A 19,182-nucleotide genomic window follows, 5' to 3' on the forward strand; every position below is an offset into this window, starting at 1 on the left:
TTTGCTACGACACAACCGCAGCATCGACATGCTGTTGATCCTCGCGCCGTCCACGAACGGCCCAGGCCCGCGCCGTCATCGCGATCGTGCCGCCGGGGCCGCGCGCCAGCACGCCTGACAGGCGATCGCGCAGGGCCTGCCGCCGCTCCGGGGGCAGGGACATGCAATAGGCCGGCGCCGGCCCCTGCCCGCCCAGGAAGGGAGACCAGTAGTCCTCGAAATCCTTGAAGACCATCGGCACCTCGATGGCCCGGACCTCCACCCCGACCAGCCCGGCCCCGACGAACAGGGCATTCAGGCGATCGGGGTGGCACAGGGGGGACCGGGCCTTCTCGTCGAGCGCCCGCGCCGACGGGTCCAGCGCGACCGCGGCATCCCAGAAGCACCGCATCATCCGCATCCCATCGGCATAGTCCCAGACATAGGCCGCGACGATGCCCCGCGGCCGCACGGCGCGGCGCATCTCGGCCGCGGCGGCCGCGGCATCGGGGACGAAGTTCAGGACCAGCCCGGAAACGGCAGCATCGAAGGCGCAGTGCCCCACGGGAAGGCTCCGGGCATCGCCGATCAGGAACGCGGCGCGGTGATCGGCCTGACGCTCGCGCGCATGGCGGACGAAGCCCTCCGACGGATCGATGCCCGTCACGGCCGCCGGCCGGCAACGATCGAGGATGGTCCGGCTCAACGCCCCGGTGCCGCTGCCGACGTCAAGCCAGCGGAGCCCCGGCGGCAGGTCGAGCCAGCGCAGGAACTCGACGGCCGCAACGCGGCTCCATCGCCCGACATACGCCTCGTAGGCGTCGCCATGGCCCCAGATTCCCCCGGCCCGGTCGGACATGGCTGGCCTCCCCTGGGCAGATGAGCGCCACATGATCCTAGCGCGGGACCGGCCGTCCGGGTGCGGGTATTCCGGATGGCGGGCCGCTCACAGGCCTGTCCGTTCGGGCCCTGTCCGCTCGGCGCCAGGGCGCTCGGCCAGCAGGTCGGCCGCGAAGGCGGCGGCCACCTGGCTGAGCCGGGTGCCGCGGCGCACCACCAGGTCGAAGGGCGCGTCGTAGGACAGGGCCTCGGGCAGGAGCGCCCTCAGCTCCCCGCGCTCGACCCATTGGCGCGCATAGTGGGCCGGCAGGAAGCCGAGATAGGCGCCCGAGAGCACCAGCATGGCCTGAGCCTCCATCTCGAAGACGGTCGCCGCGGCCGCGGTGGCCGGCAGGTCCAGCCGCACGATATCGTGCTGGTTCCAGTAGCCCCGCGTCACGATCCGCGCGCGGCGGATCTCGTCCAGCCGGATCTCGGCCTCGGGCAGGCCGAAGAGCCGGTGCCCGCGCCCGCAATAGAAATCCTGCCGCTCGGCGTAGATCGGGGTGTAGACGAGGCTGGGCACGCGTCGCGGGAAGCTGCCGATGGCGAGGTCGAGCGACCCGTCGAGAACCAGCCGCTCCAGCTCCTGCGGGCCATCGATGGACAGGCGCAGATGGGCCTGATGGTCGCGCCGGGAGAAGCGCCTGATTGCGGGGATCATGGGGGAGTCGGGATCACTGGCCGTGCTGTCCAGCAGGCCGATGCGCAGCTCGCCTGCCAGCGTCCCCTTCAGGGAGGCCGCCTGGCTGCGGAACGCCTCGGCGGCCTCCAGCAGCCGGCGCGCGGAATCATAGACGATCCGCCCCTTGTCGGTGAGCCGGAAGCCGCCGCGCCCGCGCTCGCAGAGCTTCACGCCCAGGCGCTCCTCCAGCGAGGCCATGTGGTTGCTGACCGTCGTCGCCCCGATGTTGAGCGCAGGCTGCGCTGCCGCGAAGCCGCCGGCATCCGCCACCGCGACGAACACGCGGAGCAGGCGCAGCTCGGTGTCGGAGATCCTGTGCATGGCTTTCAAACCTTGATATTTCTCAAAGTGAATTTCACGCCGGCCGTATTTTTTCCATTGCAATCTCGTGCGACCGTCACGCCATCGTCACGAAGGGACGGGAGAGGCCAATGGCCTGGACGGTGGATTCCGAGACCGGTGTGCTGCGCGACGTGCTGCTGTGCCGCCCGGACGACTATGCCTGGATCCCCACCAACAGCATCGCGCGGGCGACGCTGGACAGCGGCGTCGCGCTGGACGCCGGGGGCGTGCGCCGCCAGTACGCTGAGATGGTGGCCGCCCTGGAGGAAGCCGGCGTCCGCTGCCATTACCTGAACCGCGAACCGGGGATGCCGTACCAGGTCTATACCCGGGATTCGAGCCAGACCACGCCCTGGGGCCCGGTGCTGACCCAGCTCTACCGCCCGCAGCGCCGCGGCGAGTACGCCTCGGTGCTGGAGTTCTACCAGCGCGAGGGCGGCTTCTGGCGCATGGCCACCGCCGGCACGATCGAGGGTGGCGACATCCACGTGATCCGACCCGGGCTGCTGATGGTCGGATGGACCGGCGAGCGCACCGAGCAGGCCGCCGCCCGCCAGTTCGCGGGCTGGTTCGAGGCCCAGGGCTGGGAAGCCCGGCTGGTGCCCTTCGCCGAGCATTTCCTGCACCTGGACGTGCTGTTCTGCATGGTCGCCGACGGGCTGGCCGTCGCCTGCGAGGACGTGCTCGACGACGGGGTGCTGGCCTGGCTGCGCGAGCGCGGCATCCGCCTGATCCCGGTCTCCTACAAGGAGACCATGCAGATGGGATGCAACGTGCTGGCGCTGGGTGCCGGCCGGGTGGTCTCGCCCCGCCACAACCGCACGCTCAACGAGCGGCTGCGGGCCGAGGGCCTCACGGTTCTCGACCCCGAACTGGACCTCTTCACGCAGGGCGGCGGGGGCGTACATTGCATGACCATGCCGCTGCGGCGCGACACGCCGTAGCCGGAGCCCCCGATCACAAGCCCGAGGCGACGAGCCCGACCATGGATGTCCTGCCCCTGAACCCGCTGCTGCGCGCCGTGGCCCCCCCGCCCATCGCCGAGGCGCAGGGCTGGGTGCGCGGCCGCAGCTTTCCCGCCGACAAGCCGCTGATCGACCTGGCCCAGGCGGTTCCCGGCTCGCCCCCGCCGTCCGCCATGCTCGAGCATCTGGCGGCGCGCCTCGTCGACCCGGCCGTCCACCGCTACACCGAGATCCTGGGGATGCCGGCGCTGCGCCAGGCCCTGGCCGCGCATATGGGCGCGTTCTACGGGGCGGAGATCGAGCCCGGCCGCGTCGCCATCACCGCGGGGTGCAACCAGGCCTTCTGCCTGGCCGTGATGGCGCTGGCCGGCCCCGGGGACGAGGTGATCCTGCCGCTTCCCCACTACTTCAACCACCGCATGTGGCTGGACATGCAGGGCCTGAAGGCGGTCCCGCTGTCCTTCCGCGCCGATGCCGGCGGCATCCCCGACATCGACGAGGCCGAGGCGCGGATCGGTCCGCGCACCCGCGCGATCGTCCTGGTGACCCCCAACAATCCCACCGGCGCGGTCTACCCGCCCGCGACCATCCGGTCCTTCTACGAGCTCGCCAAGCGCCGGGGCGTCGCGCTGCTGCTGGACGAGACCTATAAGGACTTCCTGCCCGGTGACGGTGCCCCGCACGACCTGTTCTCGGACCCGGACTGGCCGCGGACGCTGGTCCAGCTCTACAGCTTCTCGAAGGTCTTCTGCCTGACCGGCCATCGCGTGGGCTCGCTCATCGCGGGTCCCGCCGTGATGGAATGCGTCGAGAAGGCCATGGACTGCGTCGCCATCTGCGCCCCGCGCCTGGGGCAGGAGGCCGCGCTGTTCGGCCTGCGCGAATGCGGCGCCTGGGTGCGCGGCAACACCATGGCCATGCGCGACCGGGCCGAGGCCTTCCGCTCCGCGCTGGCAGGCGTGCAGGCCTACCGCCTGGTCAGCATCGGCGCCTATTTCGCCTATCTCGAGCATCCCTTCTCGGACAGGGGCGCGACCGAGGTCGCGCGCGGCCTCGCGGCCGACCAGAACCTCCTGACCCTTCCGGGCCCCATGTTCGGCGCCGGTCAGGAGCGCTTCCTGCGCGTCGCCTTCGCCAATGTTGACGGCACGCTGGCGCCCGAGGTGGCGGCCCGCCTCGCCGAGAGCCTGAACGCCTGACCCGGGAACCGACACTGCAACCGCCAAGGACGAGGACCGCCATGACCAAGCCCACGCCCCACTCCCTGGGCCACCTTGCACTGAACCGCCGCTCGCTGATGAAGACCGCCGCCGCGGCCTCGGCCGTCGGCGCCGTCGGCCTGCGCGCGCCCTTCGTGCACGCCCAGCAGCGCAGCCTGAAGGTCGGGACCTACGGCGGCTACTTCGAGGAGAGTTTCACCAAGCACATCTTCCCGGAGTTCACCAAGGCGACCGGCATCAAGGTCGACTCCGTCGCCGAGCCCACGGGCGAGGCCTGGCTTGTCCAGCTCCAGACCGCCGCCCGCGCCGGTCAGGCGCCGGCCGACGTGTCCATGATGGCGCAGGTCGCCATGATCCGCGGCACCACGGGCGAGCTCTGGCAGCCGCTGGACATGCAGAAGATGCCCAACGCCCAGAAGACCATCGCGGACTACCTGAACAAGTACCCGGACGGCCGGATCGCCGGCGTTCCCGCCGTGACCTGGTACATCACCCTGGTCACCAACACCGACGTCTACAAGCAGGAGCCCCAGAGTTGGGCCGCCCTGTGGGATAAGGCGAACACCAAGAAGCTCGGCCTGCTGGCGCTGGCCAGCAACTCCTTCCTGCTGGAGATCGCCTCCGAGACCTTCTTCGGCGGCCAGGACGTCCTGAAGGACGAGGCCGGCATCGCCAAGGTGCTGGAGAAGATCGCCGAGCTGAAGCCCAACGTCGCCCTGTGGTATCGGGACGAGGGCCAGTTCCAGCAGGCCCTGCAGTCCGGCGAGATCCCGATGGGCCAGTACTACCACGACGTCACGGGGCTCGCCGCCGGCGAGGGCTTCCCCGTCCGCTCGACCTTCCCCAAGGAGGGCGGCGTCGTCGACCGCGGATCCTGGGCGGTGGTCAAGAGCTCGACCCGGATCGAGGAAGCGCACGTCTTCATCGACTACATGTCCCAGCCCGCGGCGCAGGGCGTGCTGGCGCGCAAGGTCGGCACCGCCCCGACCCTGCCGCGCCAGCTGCTGGACCTCTCGGACAAGGAGTTCGCCGCCGTCTCCAGCGAGAAGAAGCCGATCATCCCGAACTACCAGCTCTACACCACGCGCGGCGACTGGGTCGCCGACAAGTGGACGGCGATGATCACGGGCTGACGGGACCATGCACGACCTGCGCCTGGAGGGCGTCGCCAAGACCTACGGGACCGTGCTGGCGGTCGAGCAGGTCGACCTGCACGTCCGCGCTGGCGAGCTCGTCTGCTTCCTCGGCCCGTCGGGCTGCGGAAAGACGACGCTCCTGCGCATCGTCGCGGGGCTGGAGACGCCCTCGGCCGGGCGCGTGGTCGTGGACGGCAGGGACATCACCCCGCTCCCGTCCCACCGGCGGGAGTTCGGGATGGTGTTCCAGTCCCTGGCCCTGTTCGGCCATCTCGGCGTCGGCGAGAACATCGCCTATCCCCTGAGGATCCGGGGCGTGCCGGCCGAGCGTCGGCGCGCCCGGGTCGAGGAGCTGCTGGCGCTCGTCCGCCTGCCCGGCGTCGCGGACCGCCGGGTCACGCAGCTCTCGGGCGGGCAGCGCCAGCGCATCGCCATCGCGCGCGCGCTGGCCATGGACCCGAAGCTGCTGCTGCTCGACGAGCCGCTCTCGGCGCTCGACGCCAAGCTGCGCGAGGCCATGCAGATCGAGCTGCGTCTGCTGCAGCAGCGGCTCGGCATCACGACGATCCTGGTCACCCACGACCAGCGCGAGGCCATGACCATGGCCGACCGCATCGTGGTGATGGGCAACCACCGCATCCAGCAGGTGGGCACGCCGCTGGAGATCTATCGCAGGCCGGCCAACACCTTCGTCGCCGACTTCATCGGCACCAGCAACCTGCTGCCCGCCCGCGTCGCGGGGACGGGCGTGCGCTTCGCCGGCCATCCCATCGCGGTCGCGGCACTGCCCCCGGGCCTTTCCGAAGGCGCCGAGGCGACGCTGCTGGTCCGGCCCGAGGAGCTGCACGTGCTGCCGGCGGCGGCGCCCGGCCCCAACCGCCTGCCCGCGACGGTCGCCTTCGTGCGCGACGTGGGCTCGCTGGTCGAGGTGCATGTGGACTGCGGGGACACCCGGCTGGTCACCGCCGGCCTGCGCAAGGACCAGCCGGCCGTCGCCCCCGGCGATACCGTACAGGTGAACCTGCCGCCCGAGGCCTGTCTGGTGCTCGCGGCATGACCACCACCCGGGAACCCCAGCCCACGATGACGTCGGCTGCGGCGGTCCTGCCGCCGGATGCCGCGGGTGACGGGCCGCGGGGGCTGCGCCAGCACCTGCCGGTGCTCTATCCCGCGGCGATGCTGCTGGTCTTCTTCGTGGTCCCGTTCGGGATCATGCTGGCCTTCAGCTTCTTCCACCGGGTCCAGGGCGGCTTCTACGAACCCGCCTTCGAGCTCGACAACTACGCGCGGTTCCTGACGCCGCTGTTCGTCTCGGCCCTGGGCTTCTCGATCCTGCTCTGCGGGCTGGCGGCCACCGTCTGCGTCGCCCTCGCCCTGCCCTTCACCTGGCTGCTGGGGCGCTCCTCCGTCCGGGTCCAGACGGCCTGGCTGGTCTTCATCCTGTCGGTCCTGTCGCTGTCCGAGGTGATCGTCGGCTTCTCCTGGTCGGTGCTGCTCTCGCGCTCGGCGGGCGTCTCGAACCTGCTGGTCGCGCTCGGCCTCGCCGCCGAGCCCGCCGCCTGGTCGCCGAGCTTCCCGGCCCTCCTGATGGGGCTCTGCTACGTCAGCCTCCCCTACGCGGTGCTGGTGCTCTACCCCTCGGTGGTGCGCCTGCCGTCCGAGATCACCGAGGCCGCGCGCACGCTGGGCGCCTCGCCGGTGCGGACGTTCCTGACCGTGGTGGTGCCGTCGCTGCGCCGGGCCGTGGTCGCGACGCTGATCCTGGTCTTCGTCTTCACGCTGGGCTCGTACCTGCTGCCGCAGCTCCTGGGCCAGCCGCAGCACTGGACGCTCTCCGTGCTGATCACGGACCAGGCAGTCTACCAGTCCAACGTGCCCTTCGCGGCCGCCATCGCCGTCTTCCTGATGCTGGTCAGCCTGGGGCTGATCGGGATCACGCTGCTGCTGTCCGAGCGGGGGCGCGCATGAGGGGCGAGGTGCTGCTGAAGCGGCTGTTCATGGGCCTCGTGGCGGCCTTCCTGGCGGCCCCGCTGGTGGTCGTCGCGGGCGTGTCCCTGAATGAAAAGCGCCGCCTGCTCTTCCCGCCCGAGGGGCTGTCGTTGAATTGGTACGCGGCGCTCTTCGCCGACGAGAAATGGGTGGCCGCGCTGCGGAACAGCGGAACGATCGCGGTGCTGGCGGCGCTGCTCTCGGTCTCCATCGCCCTGCCGCTGGCCTGGTTCCTGTGGCGCTACCGCGTGCGCTACGCCCGCGCGCTCTTCGCGCTGGGCGTCGCGCCCTTCATCCTGCCCCCGGTGATCACGGCCCTCGGCTTCCTGGTCTTCTGGACCTCGGTCGGGCTCTACGGGGCCATGGGGGCGACCATCGTCTCCCACGGCATCTTCTTCATGACGCTGCCGCTGGTGAACATCTCGCTGGGCCTCGAATCCATCGAGCGCGAGACGGTGGAGGCCGCGCGCACGCTGGGCGCGGACGAGCGCGCGGTGTTCCGAACGGTCGTGCTGCCGGGAATCCTGCCCTATCTCGTCTCCAGCTTCGCCTTCGTCTTCGTGCTCAGCATCAACGAGTACATCGTGTCCTACATGGTCTCCGGCTTCACGGTGGAGACCATACCCATCAAGATCTTCAACTCGCTGCGCTACGGCTACACGCCCATCATGGCGGTGGTGGCGGTGCTGTTCGTCGCCGTATCCTTCACCGTCTTCGGCCTGATGGCCCGCAACGGCCGCCTGCTGCGGATCCTCGGGCGGCACTAGCCGCGCGACCTGCGCAGAGGCGCGCATGCCCCCGATTTTTGCGCCTATTCGGCATGATCCGTCATGCGCATAGTTCTCCCGAGCCCGACGCAGGAGCATCCATCATGACCGCGATCACCCCGACATCGGCCCCGACCTCGGCCTCTGGGCGGCCCCAGACCCTTCTCGAGATCGCCGGCGCCTCGCCGCGGCCGGCGGGCTTGGCCGAGGCGGTGCTGGTGATCGTCGACGCGCAGGTCGAATACGTCAGCGGCCGGCTTCCGCTGGCAGGCATCGAGGCGGCCGTGGCCGAGACGGCGCGCCTGCTCTCGGCTGCCCGGGCCGCGGGGACGCCGGTGATCCACATCGTCCAGCACACGGCGCCGGGACGCCCGATCTTCGATCCCGAGACGCGCTTCGCGCAGATCGTGCCCGAGCTGACGCCCGTCGCCGGCGAGGAGGTCATCGTCAAGCGACTCCCCAATTCCTTCGCAGGCACGCCGCTCGCCGAGCGGCTCGCCGCCATCGCCGCCGCCACGGGCCGCAAGTCCATGCTTCTCGCGGGCTTCATGACCCATATGTGCGTCAGCGCGACGGCCCGCGCGGCGCTCGACCTCGGCATCCCGGTCACCGTGGTCGCGGGGGCCACCGCCACCCGGGACCTGCCCTCGCCCCTGGGCGGGGTGATCCCGGCCCAGACCGTGCACGAGACCGCCCTGGCCGAGCTCGCCGACCGGTTCGCCACCGTCGTCGCCGACACGCAGGCGCTGGCGGTGCCGGCCGGCGCCTGATCGGCAGGCCGGGCCTGCCTACAGCACCTTGCCGGGGTTCAGGATGCCGCGCGGGTCGAGCGTGGCCTTGACCGCGCGCATCACGGCGATCTCGGCGGCCGTGCGCGAGAGGCCCAACGCCTTGCGCTTCGTGATGCCGATGCCGTGCTCGGCCGAGACCGAGCCGCCCAGTGCGGCCAGGGGGCCGTAGACCGCCTCGTCCGCGGCCGCGTCGCCCACGGGATCGCCCGCCGGCGTGATCGCCCAGTGGATGTTGTTGTCCCCGACATGGCCGAAGGCGATGGCGTCCATCCCCGGCCGGATCGCCCGCACCTGACGGGTGACGGATTCCACGTAGGCCGCCAGGGCCGGCAACGGCACGCTGACGTCGTAGCCCCGCGAGAAACCGCCCTCGTCCAGGAGCTCCACGCTCTCGCGGATGCGCCACAGGGAGCGCCGCTGCTCCTCCGAGGCGGCGATCACGGCGTCCAACACCTCGCCCTCCGCCATCGCCTCCTCCATCAGGGAGAGGAAGGCCGGCTCCTCGTCCCCGGCGCAGTCGATCTCGACCAGGGCGTAGAAGGGATGCTCGCGGGACAAGGGCGGGGTGAAGCGGCCCTGCGCGGTCATCAGCGCGTAATAGCCCGGCCACATCCCCTCGAAGGACAGGACCCGCCCCTGGAAGCGGCGCTGGGCGCGCGCCAGCACGCGCGCGGCGGCGTCCAGCCCCGGACAGGCGAGCATGGCCGTGGCATGGCCCATGGGCCCCGGGCGCAGCCGCAGCACGGCCCGGGTGACGATGCCGAGCGTCCCTTCCGTCCCGATGAAGAGCTGGCGCAGGTCCAGTCCCGTATTGTCCTTGACCAGCGACTTCAGCGAAGAGAGCACCGTGCCGTCGGCCAGCACCGCCTCCAGCCCCAGCACCAGGTCGCGCATCATGCCGTAGCGCAGCACCCGCAGACCGCCTGCATTGGTCGCGATCGCGCCGCCGACCGTGGCGCTGCCTCGAGAGCCCAGGTCCAGCGGGAAGATCAGCCCGTGCGCCTCGGCCGCCTCCTGCACGGCGGCGATGGTGGTCCCGGCATGGGCCACCAGCGTGCCGGCGACGGGATCGACGCGCTCGATCCCCGTCAGGCGCTCCAGCGACAGGGCGATCTCGCCGGGCCCGCACAGGATCCCGTCCACCAGACCCGTGCAGCCGCCCCGCGGCACGACGCCGATCCCCGCCTCGTGGCACAGCGCCAGCACGGCCGACAGCTCGGCCGTGTCCTTCGGGCGCACCAGCAGCGCCGCGGCGCAGGGCTCCTTCGGGCGCGTCCAGGTCGCTGGACGGGCCCTCAGCTCGTCCCCCGCGACGATCCCCGAAGGCCCGACCACCGCCTCGAAACGCTCGCGCATCCGATCCACTCCGCCCTATCCCTTCCTGCGCCCTTTGGCGGGGGACTCCGCCGCCCGCGCCTCCGGCGCGGGGGCCATCATGCCGCCGGTCACGAAGCTGCTGATCGCGGCCAGCATCTCTTCGGTGTCGTTGGGATTGCAGACCCCCGGCGCCAACTCCTCCAGCCGGTGCGTGTCCGAGAAGGCGTACATGTAGGCGCCGATCAGGAGCGTGATGCGCCAGTAGACGTCCTTTTCCGACAGGTGCGGCAGCGCCTCGCGCAGCGCCGCCCCGAAGGCCCGGGTCGAGACGTCGTAGGCCTCGTTTCGGAGCTTGTAGGAGATCTCCGGCGGCTCGGTGTGCAGGCGCGCCTGCAGGCGCATGAAGGTTCGCCCGGCCGCGGTCTCGCGCATGGAGAGCGTCGGCGTCAGGAAGGCGCGCACGATGCTCTCGACGTCGAGCGGGCGCCCGGACCGGCGCAGCGCTTCCAGGTTCTGGATGCGCTCCTCCGAGATCTTGCGCCCCCTGCGCAGGAAGACCTGCTCGAACAGGCCGTACTTGGACCCGAAATAGTAGTTGATCAGCGCCTGGGTCACTTCGGCGCGGTCCGCCACGTTGCGCAGGCTGGTCCCGGCGTAGCCGAGATTGGCGAACTCGATCTCGGCCGCATCCAGGATGTCGTCGCGGACATTGCTGACGCCCTCCGGCCGCCCCGGCCCCGAGCGCCGCCGCTGTGCCGGCCGCGCACGCGTCCCGGCCGCGCCGTCCGGAGGAGCCGGTAGCTCCGGCTCCTCCGGAATGCCGTCATTCATGCTCAAGCTGCGGTTCCCGGCCCATGACTTCCGGCCCACTCTAGATCATGGGTCCATTTCGGCAGCAAGCCTTCTCGTCGCATCCCGCTCACAGGTCGAGGACCTTCGCCGCCGGAACGACGTCGCCGTATTTCTGGGCGATGTCGAACAGGTTCGCCTCGTGCGGGCCGAGCGCGCGGTCGCCCACGCAGTCCGCCAGGACGACGGGTCGGAAGCCGAAGCACATGGCGTCCACCACGCTCGCGCGCACGCAGCCGCTGGTCGTGGAGCCCGCGACCAGCAGGGTCTCGACCCCGCGCTGCGTCAGCCATGGCGCCAACGCCGTCCCGAAGAAGGCCGAAGGCACGTTCTTGCGCACCACCAGCTCTCCCGCCGCGGGCGCCAGTTCCGGCACGATGGCGCTGGCGGGCGCATGCTCGGTCAGGGTCAGCATGCCAGGCACCTTGAGCGAGAAGACATTGGCGTCGGCCCCGTCGTCGGCATAGACGATCCGGCTGTGGGCAACGGGCCAGCCCCGCCGCCGCGCCGCCGCCAGCACCTCCACCGTCCGCGCGATGGCGGGGGCGATATTGCCCCCGCCGAACACCGCGGGATCGGCGAAGCCGTTCACGAAGTCCACGATCAGCAGCCCGATCCGGCCCTGGATGCCCAGGGCGCGGCCGAAGCCCTGGCGGTCGTAGACGGCGCGCTCGTTCTGTTCGCCGCTCACGCCACCGTCTCCCGTTCCAGCAGCCGGCCTTCGCGCACGACCTCGCGGCCGTCGAGCCGGACCGTGCAGTTCCGCATCGGGATGTCGATGTGGCAGGCGGTCGTGCGCGAGCCCCCGGCCTCGTTGTTGGGGCCCATGGAGAACAGGAAGTTGCCGGCGAAGGCACGCGCGTCCATGCCGATGGTCTGCTCGCGGTCGTAGAGGCTCAGGGTCGACCAGCGGGCCCGCCGCTGCTGCCCCCAGCCGATATGGGAGATCGCGTAGGCCTCGGGATCGTCAAAGGACTCCATGTAGTCCCGCAGCAGGTCGGCATCGAGATCGCCACGAATCGCCGTCACGTAGCCCTTCTCGACGGTCAGCTCGATCTGCGTCGTCAGGTAGGACTTCTGCGGCAGCAGGATGTCCCCGCGGTCCAGCACGATGCGGCCGCTCGCCTGTCCCTCGTTGGGGAAGGTCAGGCCGAAGCCGCTGGGCCAGTGGTCCCAGCGCCCTGGCTCGTCGACGAAGCCGTATTCCTGGATCACGGGGAACTCGCCGATCGGCAGGCGCAGGTCGGTCCCCGCCTTGGAGGTGACGTGCATCTCCTTCGCGGCCGCGAGCAGCGCCGCCGCCTCGCCGACGCGGACCTTGTCCTCCTCCTGGGGCAGCAGGCGGACCAGCACCTCCGGCGGCTCGACCGCCAGCAGGATCTTCGTGCCGCTCTCCAGGATCTCGCCCTGTTCCGGCGAGAAGAGCAGCGTCATGAGATCCAGTACCATGTCGCTTTCCTTCAGCGCCGCGATGGCCGCGCGGTTGCCGGTCAGCGGCGTCGTCCCGAGATAGGCCAGGCTGTCGCGGCTGAGCGCGAGCTCGCCGTTGACCGGCGGCAGGTCCAGGCGGTTGACCCGCGCGCCCAGGGCCGAGGCCGCCACGATCGCGGTGCGGAGCGTCTGGGGATGGGTGTTCTGGCTGGTCAGGACGGTGACCGTCTGGTCCTGCTTCAGCTTGGACAGGGTGAGGACATGGGTCCAGGCGCGGACCATGTCGGCATCGCTCACGGGCATGGGGACCTCCTCTTCGTCGGTGTTGGCCGGCGACCCGCCGGCAGGGATTGCAGGCTCAGACGGGCTTGCCCAGGAAGTCGCCGAAGGCGCGGTAGAAGCCTTCCTCGTCGTCCCAGGGGATCATGTGCCCGGCGGTCTCCACCCGGACCGTGAGGATCCCGGGCAGGAGATCGCGGATCTCGGCCTCGTCCTGGGGCGGGATCACGTCGCCGCGCCCGGCCGATATCAGCAGGGTCGGACAGCGGACCCGCGGGAAGTCGGCATGGATGTCGTCGGTCTGGAAAGCCTCGAAGGCCGTCACGATGGCGCGCTCGTCGCAGGTGTGGAGCCATTCGGCGCGCAGGCGGAGCTGAGCCTCGGTCCAGGTCGGACAGAAGCGCCGCATCTCCTCGATCCCCGCCCCGCTCCTCATCAGGCGGATGGAATCGACGTACCAGGGAAGCTGCGCCGGATAGGGCCTGCGGCCGGGGCCGGAGACCGGCGGATCGACCAGCACCAGGCGGCGCGGCTGCGCGCCGTGCCGGGAGACCGCGCGCAGCCCGATGCGCGCGCCCATGGAATGGCCGACCACGGCATAGTCCCGAAGGCCCAGCGCCTCGGCGAAGGCCGTCAGGTCGGCGGCCATGGCGTCGAGCCCGTAGTCGAGGGCGTCCGACGCCTCCGAGAGGCCGCGCCCCCGGACGTCGAGCACATAGGTGTCGAAGGAGCGCCCGAAGCGCTCGGCCACGAAGCCCCAGGTCACCGCAGGGCTGGTGATGCCCGGGACGATGACCACCGCCGGCCCCTCGCCCCCGTAGCGGAGATAGTGCTGCCGGATGCCGTTCGCGCGGATGTTCGCGCCGTAGAGATGGGTGCTCGTCATCTTGCGGCCACCTCGGTCAGAACGCGCCCGAGAGGAGCGCGCCCGCCCCCGGCACCGAGCGCCTGAGGCCGAGCGCCTTCAGCTTGGCGTAGGTCGTGGCGGCCGCCGCCGTGACGACGGGCTTGCCGGTCATGGCCTCGACCTCCGCGATCGCGGGCAGCGAGGGCATCTGCACGCAGGCCGAGAGGACGACGACATCCGCCTCCGACGTGTTCATGCCGGCCACGATCCCCGGCAGGCGCGCAGGGTCGTGCCGCCCGACATCGAGGTTGTTCGGGATCTCGAGCGCCCGCCAGTCGATGACCTGCACGCCCTCGTGCTCGATGTACTCGATCACTATGCGGGTCAGCGGCTTCATGTAGGGGGCGACCAGGGCGATCCGCCTGGCCTTCAGCACCTGGAGCGCATCGACCAGCGCGCCCGCGCTGGTGATGACCGGGGCCGGCGCGTCGTTCTCGCGCGTGCGGGCGTGCAGCCGCTCCTGCGAGACCCGGTGATAGGACTTGCCCATGCTCATGATGGCGACGAGGCAGGCATAGCCCAGGACATCGACCCGCGCGTCGCTGAGCTCGAGCGCGCAGCGGTCGGACTCCGCGTCCATGGCCGCGAGCTCGTCCTTGGAAACCGTCTTCATGCGCATGCGGCTGGAATGGAAGGTGAAGCGCGTGCCGTGGGTCAGGGCATGCGCGTTCAGCATCGCCGGGATCTCGGTCTCCATGGTCGTGTTGGAGCTCGGGACGATCTGGCCGATGCGGTAGGTCTTGCCGTTCATGGTGTCCTGCATCCTCTCGGTGGCTCGCTCTTGGGGCTCGGGGGGCGTCTCAGGCGACGAGGCGCGGCTGCGACGGGACGCCGGGGCGGAAGGCGCGGGCGTCGTAGGCATAGACCCAGTTCGCCTGGATGCCCGTGGCCTGCGGGTTGATGAGGCCGCGGAGCCAGTAGATGAAGTCGCGCTTGGCCTGGGCGAGCGGCGACGGGAGGTGGTAGGTGCGGCCGCGCTCGCGCGCCTCGAGCTGCACGCGGCTGGTCCGGGGCAGCCGCTCGGCCTCGTAGTCGCGCAGCGCCGACGGAACGTCGCTTCCGTGGCCGTCGAGCGCGGCGGCGAGGACGTAGGCGTCCTCGATCGCCATGGCCGCGCCCTGGGACAGGAAGGGCAGCATGGGATGGGCGGCATCGCCCAGCAGCGTCACGCGGCCCTGCGACCAGGTCGTCATGGGGTCGCGGTCGAACAGGCCCCATTTGAACACCTGGTCGACACGCTGGAACAACGTCTCGACATTGCGGTGCCAGCCCTGGAAGGCGCCGAGCATCTCCTCCTTCGTGCTGGGCGCGTTCCAGGATTCCTCGACCCAGGCGCTGGTCTCGGCGACGGCAACGATATTCACGGCCTTGCCGCCGCGCACGTAGTAGGTCACCACGTGGCTCTTGGGGCCGAACCAGAACGAGGCGTCGGGGCTGACGAAATCGACCACGCCGTCAACGGGGACAACCGCCCGGTAGCACATGTGCCCGGTGAAGCGCGGCGCCTCGGCCCCGAAGAGCGCCGACCGAACGGCCGAGCGCACGCCGTCGGCGCCGACGATCAGGTCGGCCTCGTACGCGCTGCCGTCGTCGAAGAGCGCGACCGCCGAGTTCTTCTCCTGGCGGATGCCGGTGCAGCTCACCCCGAAGGTCGCGACGCTCTCCGGAACCAGCGAGGCCAGGATCGCGTGCAGGTCGGCCCGGTGGATGTGAATGAACGGCGCATCGTACAGGACCGGGCAGGTGTCGATCAGCGGCGTGCGGAAGTTCTCGCGCGCCGTCCGCCAGTTGCGGCCGACCAGCGCCCTGGGCAGGAAGCCCGCGGCCTGCAGCTTCTCGAGAAGGCCCAGCGCCTTCATCACCTTGACCGCGTTCGGCGTCATCTGGATCCCGGCGCCGATCTCGCCGAAGGCCGGGGCCCGCTCGAACACGCGCACCTCGAAGCCGCGCTGGAGCAGGCTGCCCGCCAGCGCCACGCCCCCGATGCCGCCACCGACGATCCCGACCCGCAGTTTCCCTGTCATGTCCCTCTCCTCTTGCGGGGCTTCCGCCACGCGAAAATAATTGATCGTTTGTTTAATTTCTGGATCGCGAAAGGGGCCGCTCCCCTTTTCCCCTCACCCACCGAGATAGGCGCGGAGCAGGTCCGGATCGCCGCGCAGGTCCTCGGAGCGCCGGCCGGCCATGATCCGGCCGGTCTCGACGACATAGGCCCGCGACGCCACGGACAGCGCGTTGTGGATGTTCTGCTCGACCAGCAGCACGGTCACGCCGTGGGCGTTGATGGAGCGGACCACCTCGAAGACCTCCTCGGCCATCTTGGGGCTGAGCCCCAGGCTCGGCTCGTCGAGCATCAGGAGGCGCGGCTCCGACATCAGGGCGCGCGCGATCGCGAGCATCTGCTGCTCGCCGCCGCTGAGGGTGCCGGCGAGCTGCCGCGCACGCTCGCGCAGGCGCGGGAAGCGGTGGAAGGCCATGCCGACGCGCCGCTGCACCTCGGCCTTCGAGCGGCAGAGATACGCGCCGAGGGAGATGTTCTCCTCGACGGTCATGCCGGGCCAGACGTGCCGCTCCTCGGGGCAGTGGGCGATGCCGGCGGCGACGATGCGGTCGGGCGCGAGGTTGGCGATCGACCGGCCTTCGAAGGTGATCGTCCCGGTCCGGGCCTTGAGAAGACCGGAGATCGCCCGCAGCGTCGTGCTCTTCCCGGCGCCGTTCGCCCCGATCAGGGCCACGGTCTCGCCGGCATGAACCTCCAGCGACACGCCGTGAAGGGCCGTGGCGTTGCCGTAGGCGACCTTCAGGCCATCGACCACCAGGACGGGCCCGGCCCGGTCGGTCGGGACAACGCCGGCGGGAGCGGCGGCGGAAGCGGATACGAGCATCGCGGTCATGCTGCGGCCTTCCCGAGATAGGCTTCGACGACGTCGGGGTTCGCCTGGACCTCGTGCGGCCGTCCCTCGGCGAGCTTCTGCCCGAAGTTCAGGACCACGACCCGGTCCGAGACCGACATCACGAGACCCATGTTGTGCTCGACCACCAGGAGCGACTGGACGTAGCGCCCGACGAGCGTCCTCAGCGTCTCGCCGAAGCCGGCGGCCTCGTGGCTGTTCAGCCCGGCCGCCGGCTCGTCGAGCATCAGCAGCGTGGGCTTGGCGGCCAGGGCCACCGCGACCTCGAGCAGCCTGAGCTCGCCGCAGGACAGCAGGTGCGCCGGGGCGTTCATGCGCCGGCCCAGCCCCATCATCTCGATGATTGTCGCCGCGCTGTCCCGCGCCGCGCGCTCGGCCCGGCGGACCCGCTCGCCGGGAAGGAAGGTCTCGAGCAGCGACTGCCTTCCGTCCAGGTAGTGGCCGGTCAGCACGTTCTCGAACACGGTCAGCCGCTTCATGACGTTCGTCTTCTGGAAGCTGCGCACCAGGCCCATCCGGGCGATGGCGAAGGGCTTGCGGTTGGTGATGTCCACGCCCTTGAAGCGCACGCGGCCCTCGGTCGGCGTGTAGAAGCCGGTCAGCATGTTGAAGCAGGTCGTCTTGCCGGCGCCGTTGGGGCCGATCAGGCCGACGATCTCGCCGGGCATGATCTCGAAGCTGAAGTCCCGGACCGCCGTGAGGCCGCCGAACCTCATGGTCAGATTGTCGGCGCGCAGCAGCGGCTCGGCGTCGTGGAGCGCGTTCATACCGTCTTCTCCTCGGCGGGGGTGTTGCGCAGGATCGTCGATCCATGCTGCTCGCGGCGTCGGGCGACGAAGCCCATCAGGCCGTTGGGCAGGAAGAGGACGATCGCCATGACGATCAGGCCGAACAGCGTGAGGCGCAGCTCCTGCACCTCGCGCAGGTATTCCTCGAGCAGCGTCACGATGACCGCGCCGACGATGGGTCCGACCAGCGTGCCCTTCCCGCCCATCAGCACCATGATGATGATCGTCGCCATGAAGGCGAACTGGAACACCTCGGGCCCGACGAAGGAGATGTAGTGGGCGTAGAAGCCGCCGGCCAAGCCGGCCATGAAGGCGCCCAGCACGAAGGCCTGCATGGCGGCGCCGAAGGGGTCGACGCCGATGGACTGGGCGACGTAGCGGTTCTCGCGCACCGCGACCGCCGCCCGCCCCGCGTTCGAGTAGACGAAGCGATAGGACAGGTAGAGCGCGAGGGCGGCGAGCGCCAGGATGACGAAGTAGAACTCCCGCTTGTCCGTGAGGCCCGACTGCCCGATCCCTGCCAGGCCCATGGGCCCGTTGGTCACGGCGATCCAGTTGTTCGCGACGAGCCGCAGGACCTCGGCGAAGGCCAGGGTGACGATCACGAAATAGGGCCCCTGCAGGCGCAGCGTGATCGCGCCGATGGCGAAGCCGAAGGCGGCGGCCACCAGCCCCGCGACGGGGACCGTGATCCAGAGCGGCAGACCCGCATGGGTCGACAGCAGCGCGGCCGTGTAGGCGCCCGTGCCGAGGAAGGCCGTGTGGCCCAGCGAGAACTCGCCGACATAGCCGACAACGAGGTTCAGGCTGGTCGCGAGGACCACGTAGAACAGCGCCATCACCGCGAGGTGGAGCAGGTACTGGTCCGTCACCGCGAAGGGCAGCAGGAGAGCGCCGACGAGCGCGACCAGGAGCGTGTTTCGTTCCAGCGTCATGTCATGCCCTCTCCGCGCGGGCCGAGAAGATGCCCTGCGGGCGGAACAGAAGGATCAGGATCACAAGGACGAAGCCGATGACGTCGACCATCCCGGTCGCCACGTAGCCACCCCACATGGCCTCGGCGATGCCGAGCAGCAGGCCGCCGGCGACGGCGCCCGCGAAGCTGCCCATGCCGCCCAGGATCACGACCACGAAGCTCTTCAGGCTGACCAGGCCGCCGATCGAGGCCTGCGCCGAGTAGACGGATGCGAGGAGCATGCCGGAGAGTGCCGCGAGCGTGCAGCCGAGCGCGAAGGTGGCGGCATAGACGTGCTTCGTGCGGATTCCGGCCAGGCTCGCCGCCATGGGATCCTGGAAGGTCGCGCGCATGGCCCGGCCCAGCCGCGTCCGCCGGATCAGCAGGTGCGCCGCGAGGATGGCGGCGGCGCCCACGGCGACCGCCAGCAGCCGCAGCTTCGTGACGATGATCGGCCCGATGAACACCGGCCCCTCGGCGAAGGCGCCGGCGACCTTCATCGGCGCCGGGCCGACGACGAGAAGCGTCGCGTTCACGAGGAAGATCGAGAGCCCGATGGTCAGCAGGATGCCGGGCTCCTCGCCCTGGCCGCGGACCCGTTCGATCAGGAAGCGGTCGACGAGCCATCCCAGGGTCGCCATGGTCGCGGCCACGAGGGCGAGACCCAGGAAGAAGTTCAGCCCCAGATGCGCCGTGACGAACCAGCCCAGCACGCCGCCCAGCATGTAGAACTCGCCATGGGCGAAGTTCACGACCCGCATCAGGCCGAAGATCAGGGTCAGGCCGAGCGCCGACAGCGCGTAGAAGGCGCCGATCACCAGGCCGTTTGCGAGATACTGCAGAAAGAGGTCCATGTTCGGTCCCGCGGGAGCTTGGATCGGAAGGCGGGGGCCGACGGGGGCCCGGTCCGCCCGTCGGTGCCTGCGGTCCCTGGAGCGGCCTGTGGTCCGGTTGGAACCCCGGGCCGCTCCAGCCTCCGGAAATCCGGAGC

Annotated in this window: 20 protein-coding genes; 7 read left to right on the forward strand and 13 right to left on the reverse strand. The window is 70.5% G+C overall.

Annotation, left to right across the window (positions count from 1 at the left end; translation table 11 throughout):
* Nucleotides 1-4: 4 nt before the first annotated feature.
* Both JUB13_RS14130 and JUB13_RS14135 read right to left on the reverse strand, forming a co-directional pair.
* Nucleotides 5-838 carry a class I SAM-dependent methyltransferase gene (locus JUB13_RS14130; RefSeq protein WP_207479962.1) on the reverse strand — a complete coding sequence of 278 codons (834 nt, stop codon included), beginning with the start codon at nt 836-838 and terminating at the stop codon, nt 5-7.
* Nucleotides 839-925: 87 nt separating this feature from the next.
* The gene (locus tag JUB13_RS14135; RefSeq protein WP_207479964.1) at nt 926-1,864 is read right to left on the reverse strand and encodes a LysR family transcriptional regulator; all 939 of its coding nucleotides are present in this window, start codon (nt 1,862-1,864) and stop codon (nt 926-928) included.
* 110 nt (nt 1,865-1,974) lie between these two features.
* Here JUB13_RS14135 and JUB13_RS14140 point away from each other — a divergent pair, with 110 nt between their 5' ends.
* The 7 genes from JUB13_RS14140 to JUB13_RS14170 all read left to right on the forward strand — a co-directional run bounded on the left by JUB13_RS14140 (nt 1,975) and on the right by JUB13_RS14170 (nt 8,732).
* Nucleotides 1,975-2,829, forward strand: a complete 855-nt coding sequence (locus tag JUB13_RS14140) for a dimethylarginine dimethylaminohydrolase family protein (protein WP_207479966.1) — start codon at nt 1,975-1,977, stop codon at nt 2,827-2,829.
* A gap of 41 nt (nt 2,830-2,870) precedes the next feature.
* Nucleotides 2,871-4,049, forward strand: coding sequence for an aminotransferase (locus tag JUB13_RS14145; RefSeq protein ID WP_207479968.1), 1,179 nt, complete (start codon nt 2,871-2,873; stop codon nt 4,047-4,049).
* Nucleotides 4,050-4,090: 41 nt separating this feature from the next.
* Complete coding sequence (locus tag JUB13_RS14150; protein WP_207479970.1) at nt 4,091-5,203, forward strand: ABC transporter substrate-binding protein; 1,113 nt, start codon at nt 4,091-4,093, stop codon at nt 5,201-5,203.
* A gap of 7 nt (nt 5,204-5,210) precedes the next feature.
* A complete protein-coding gene (locus tag JUB13_RS14155; RefSeq protein WP_207479972.1) occupies nt 5,211-6,263 on the forward strand; it encodes an ABC transporter ATP-binding protein in 1,053 nt (350 codons plus the stop codon).
* On the forward strand, nt 6,260-7,174 hold the full coding sequence (locus tag JUB13_RS14160) for an ABC transporter permease (protein ID WP_236024947.1): 915 nt from the start codon (nt 6,260-6,262) through the stop codon (nt 7,172-7,174). The genes JUB13_RS14155 and JUB13_RS14160 overlap by 4 nt, the downstream gene beginning before the upstream one ends.
* A complete protein-coding gene (locus JUB13_RS14165) occupies nt 7,171-7,962 on the forward strand; it encodes an ABC transporter permease (protein ID WP_236024948.1) in 792 nt (263 codons plus the stop codon). The genes JUB13_RS14160 and JUB13_RS14165 overlap by 4 nt, the downstream gene beginning before the upstream one ends.
* Before the next feature lie 104 nt (nt 7,963-8,066).
* Nucleotides 8,067-8,732, forward strand: a complete 666-nt coding sequence (locus tag JUB13_RS14170; RefSeq protein WP_207479974.1) for a cysteine hydrolase family protein — start codon at nt 8,067-8,069, stop codon at nt 8,730-8,732.
* An 18-nt stretch (nt 8,733-8,750) separates the two neighbouring features.
* On the opposite strand, the gene JUB13_RS14175 is transcribed toward JUB13_RS14170, so the two are convergent.
* The 11 genes from JUB13_RS14175 to JUB13_RS14225 all read right to left on the reverse strand — a co-directional run bounded on the left by JUB13_RS14175 (nt 8,751) and on the right by JUB13_RS14225 (nt 19,045).
* Nucleotides 8,751-10,109 carry an FAD-binding oxidoreductase gene (locus JUB13_RS14175; RefSeq protein ID WP_207479976.1) on the reverse strand — a complete coding sequence of 453 codons (1,359 nt, stop codon included), beginning with the start codon at nt 10,107-10,109 and terminating at the stop codon, nt 8,751-8,753.
* A gap of 15 nt (nt 10,110-10,124) precedes the next feature.
* Nucleotides 10,125-10,901: a TetR/AcrR family transcriptional regulator gene (locus JUB13_RS14180; RefSeq protein ID WP_207480518.1), complete on the reverse strand. Its 777-nt coding sequence runs from the start codon at nt 10,899-10,901 to the stop codon at nt 10,125-10,127.
* Between the two features lie 88 nt (nt 10,902-10,989).
* Nucleotides 10,990-11,610 carry an isochorismatase family protein gene (locus JUB13_RS14185; protein ID WP_207479978.1) on the reverse strand — a complete coding sequence of 207 codons (621 nt, stop codon included), beginning with the start codon at nt 11,608-11,610 and terminating at the stop codon, nt 10,990-10,992.
* Entirely contained in the window at nt 11,607-12,653 is a 1,047-nt protein-coding gene (locus JUB13_RS14190; protein WP_207479980.1) for a 2,5-dihydroxypyridine 5,6-dioxygenase, read from the reverse strand. The genes JUB13_RS14185 and JUB13_RS14190 overlap by 4 nt, the downstream gene beginning before the upstream one ends.
* A 55-nt stretch (nt 12,654-12,708) precedes the next feature.
* Complete coding sequence (locus JUB13_RS14195; protein WP_207479982.1) at nt 12,709-13,515, reverse strand: alpha/beta fold hydrolase; 807 nt, start codon at nt 13,513-13,515, stop codon at nt 12,709-12,711.
* A 16-nt stretch (nt 13,516-13,531) separates the two neighbouring features.
* Nucleotides 13,532-14,287, reverse strand: a complete 756-nt coding sequence (locus JUB13_RS14200; RefSeq protein WP_328702933.1) for a maleate cis-trans isomerase family protein — start codon at nt 14,285-14,287, stop codon at nt 13,532-13,534.
* A gap of 49 nt (nt 14,288-14,336) precedes the next feature.
* Entirely contained in the window at nt 14,337-15,560 is a 1,224-nt protein-coding gene (locus tag JUB13_RS14205; RefSeq protein ID WP_236024949.1) for an FAD-dependent monooxygenase, read from the reverse strand.
* Nucleotides 15,561-15,653: 93 nt separating this feature from the next.
* On the reverse strand, nt 15,654-16,430 hold the full coding sequence (locus JUB13_RS14210; RefSeq protein ID WP_407928135.1) for an ABC transporter ATP-binding protein: 777 nt from the start codon (nt 16,428-16,430) through the stop codon (nt 15,654-15,656).
* The gene (locus JUB13_RS14215; RefSeq protein WP_207479984.1) at nt 16,427-17,215 is read right to left on the reverse strand and encodes an ABC transporter ATP-binding protein; all 789 of its coding nucleotides are present in this window, start codon (nt 17,213-17,215) and stop codon (nt 16,427-16,429) included. Before JUB13_RS14215 ends, JUB13_RS14210 begins: the two co-directional genes overlap by 4 nt.
* On the reverse strand, nt 17,212-18,171 hold the full coding sequence (locus JUB13_RS14220; protein ID WP_207479986.1) for a branched-chain amino acid ABC transporter permease: 960 nt from the start codon (nt 18,169-18,171) through the stop codon (nt 17,212-17,214). Before JUB13_RS14220 ends, JUB13_RS14215 begins: the two co-directional genes overlap by 4 nt.
* 1 nt (nt 18,172) lies before the next feature.
* Entirely contained in the window at nt 18,173-19,045 is an 873-nt protein-coding gene (locus tag JUB13_RS14225) for a branched-chain amino acid ABC transporter permease (protein WP_207479988.1), read from the reverse strand.
* Nucleotides 19,046-19,182: the final 137 nt, after the last annotated feature.

This window comes from Arenibaculum pallidiluteum, assembly GCF_017355985.1.
Classification (GTDB): Bacteria; Pseudomonadota; Alphaproteobacteria; order Azospirillales; family Azospirillaceae; genus Arenibaculum; species Arenibaculum pallidiluteum.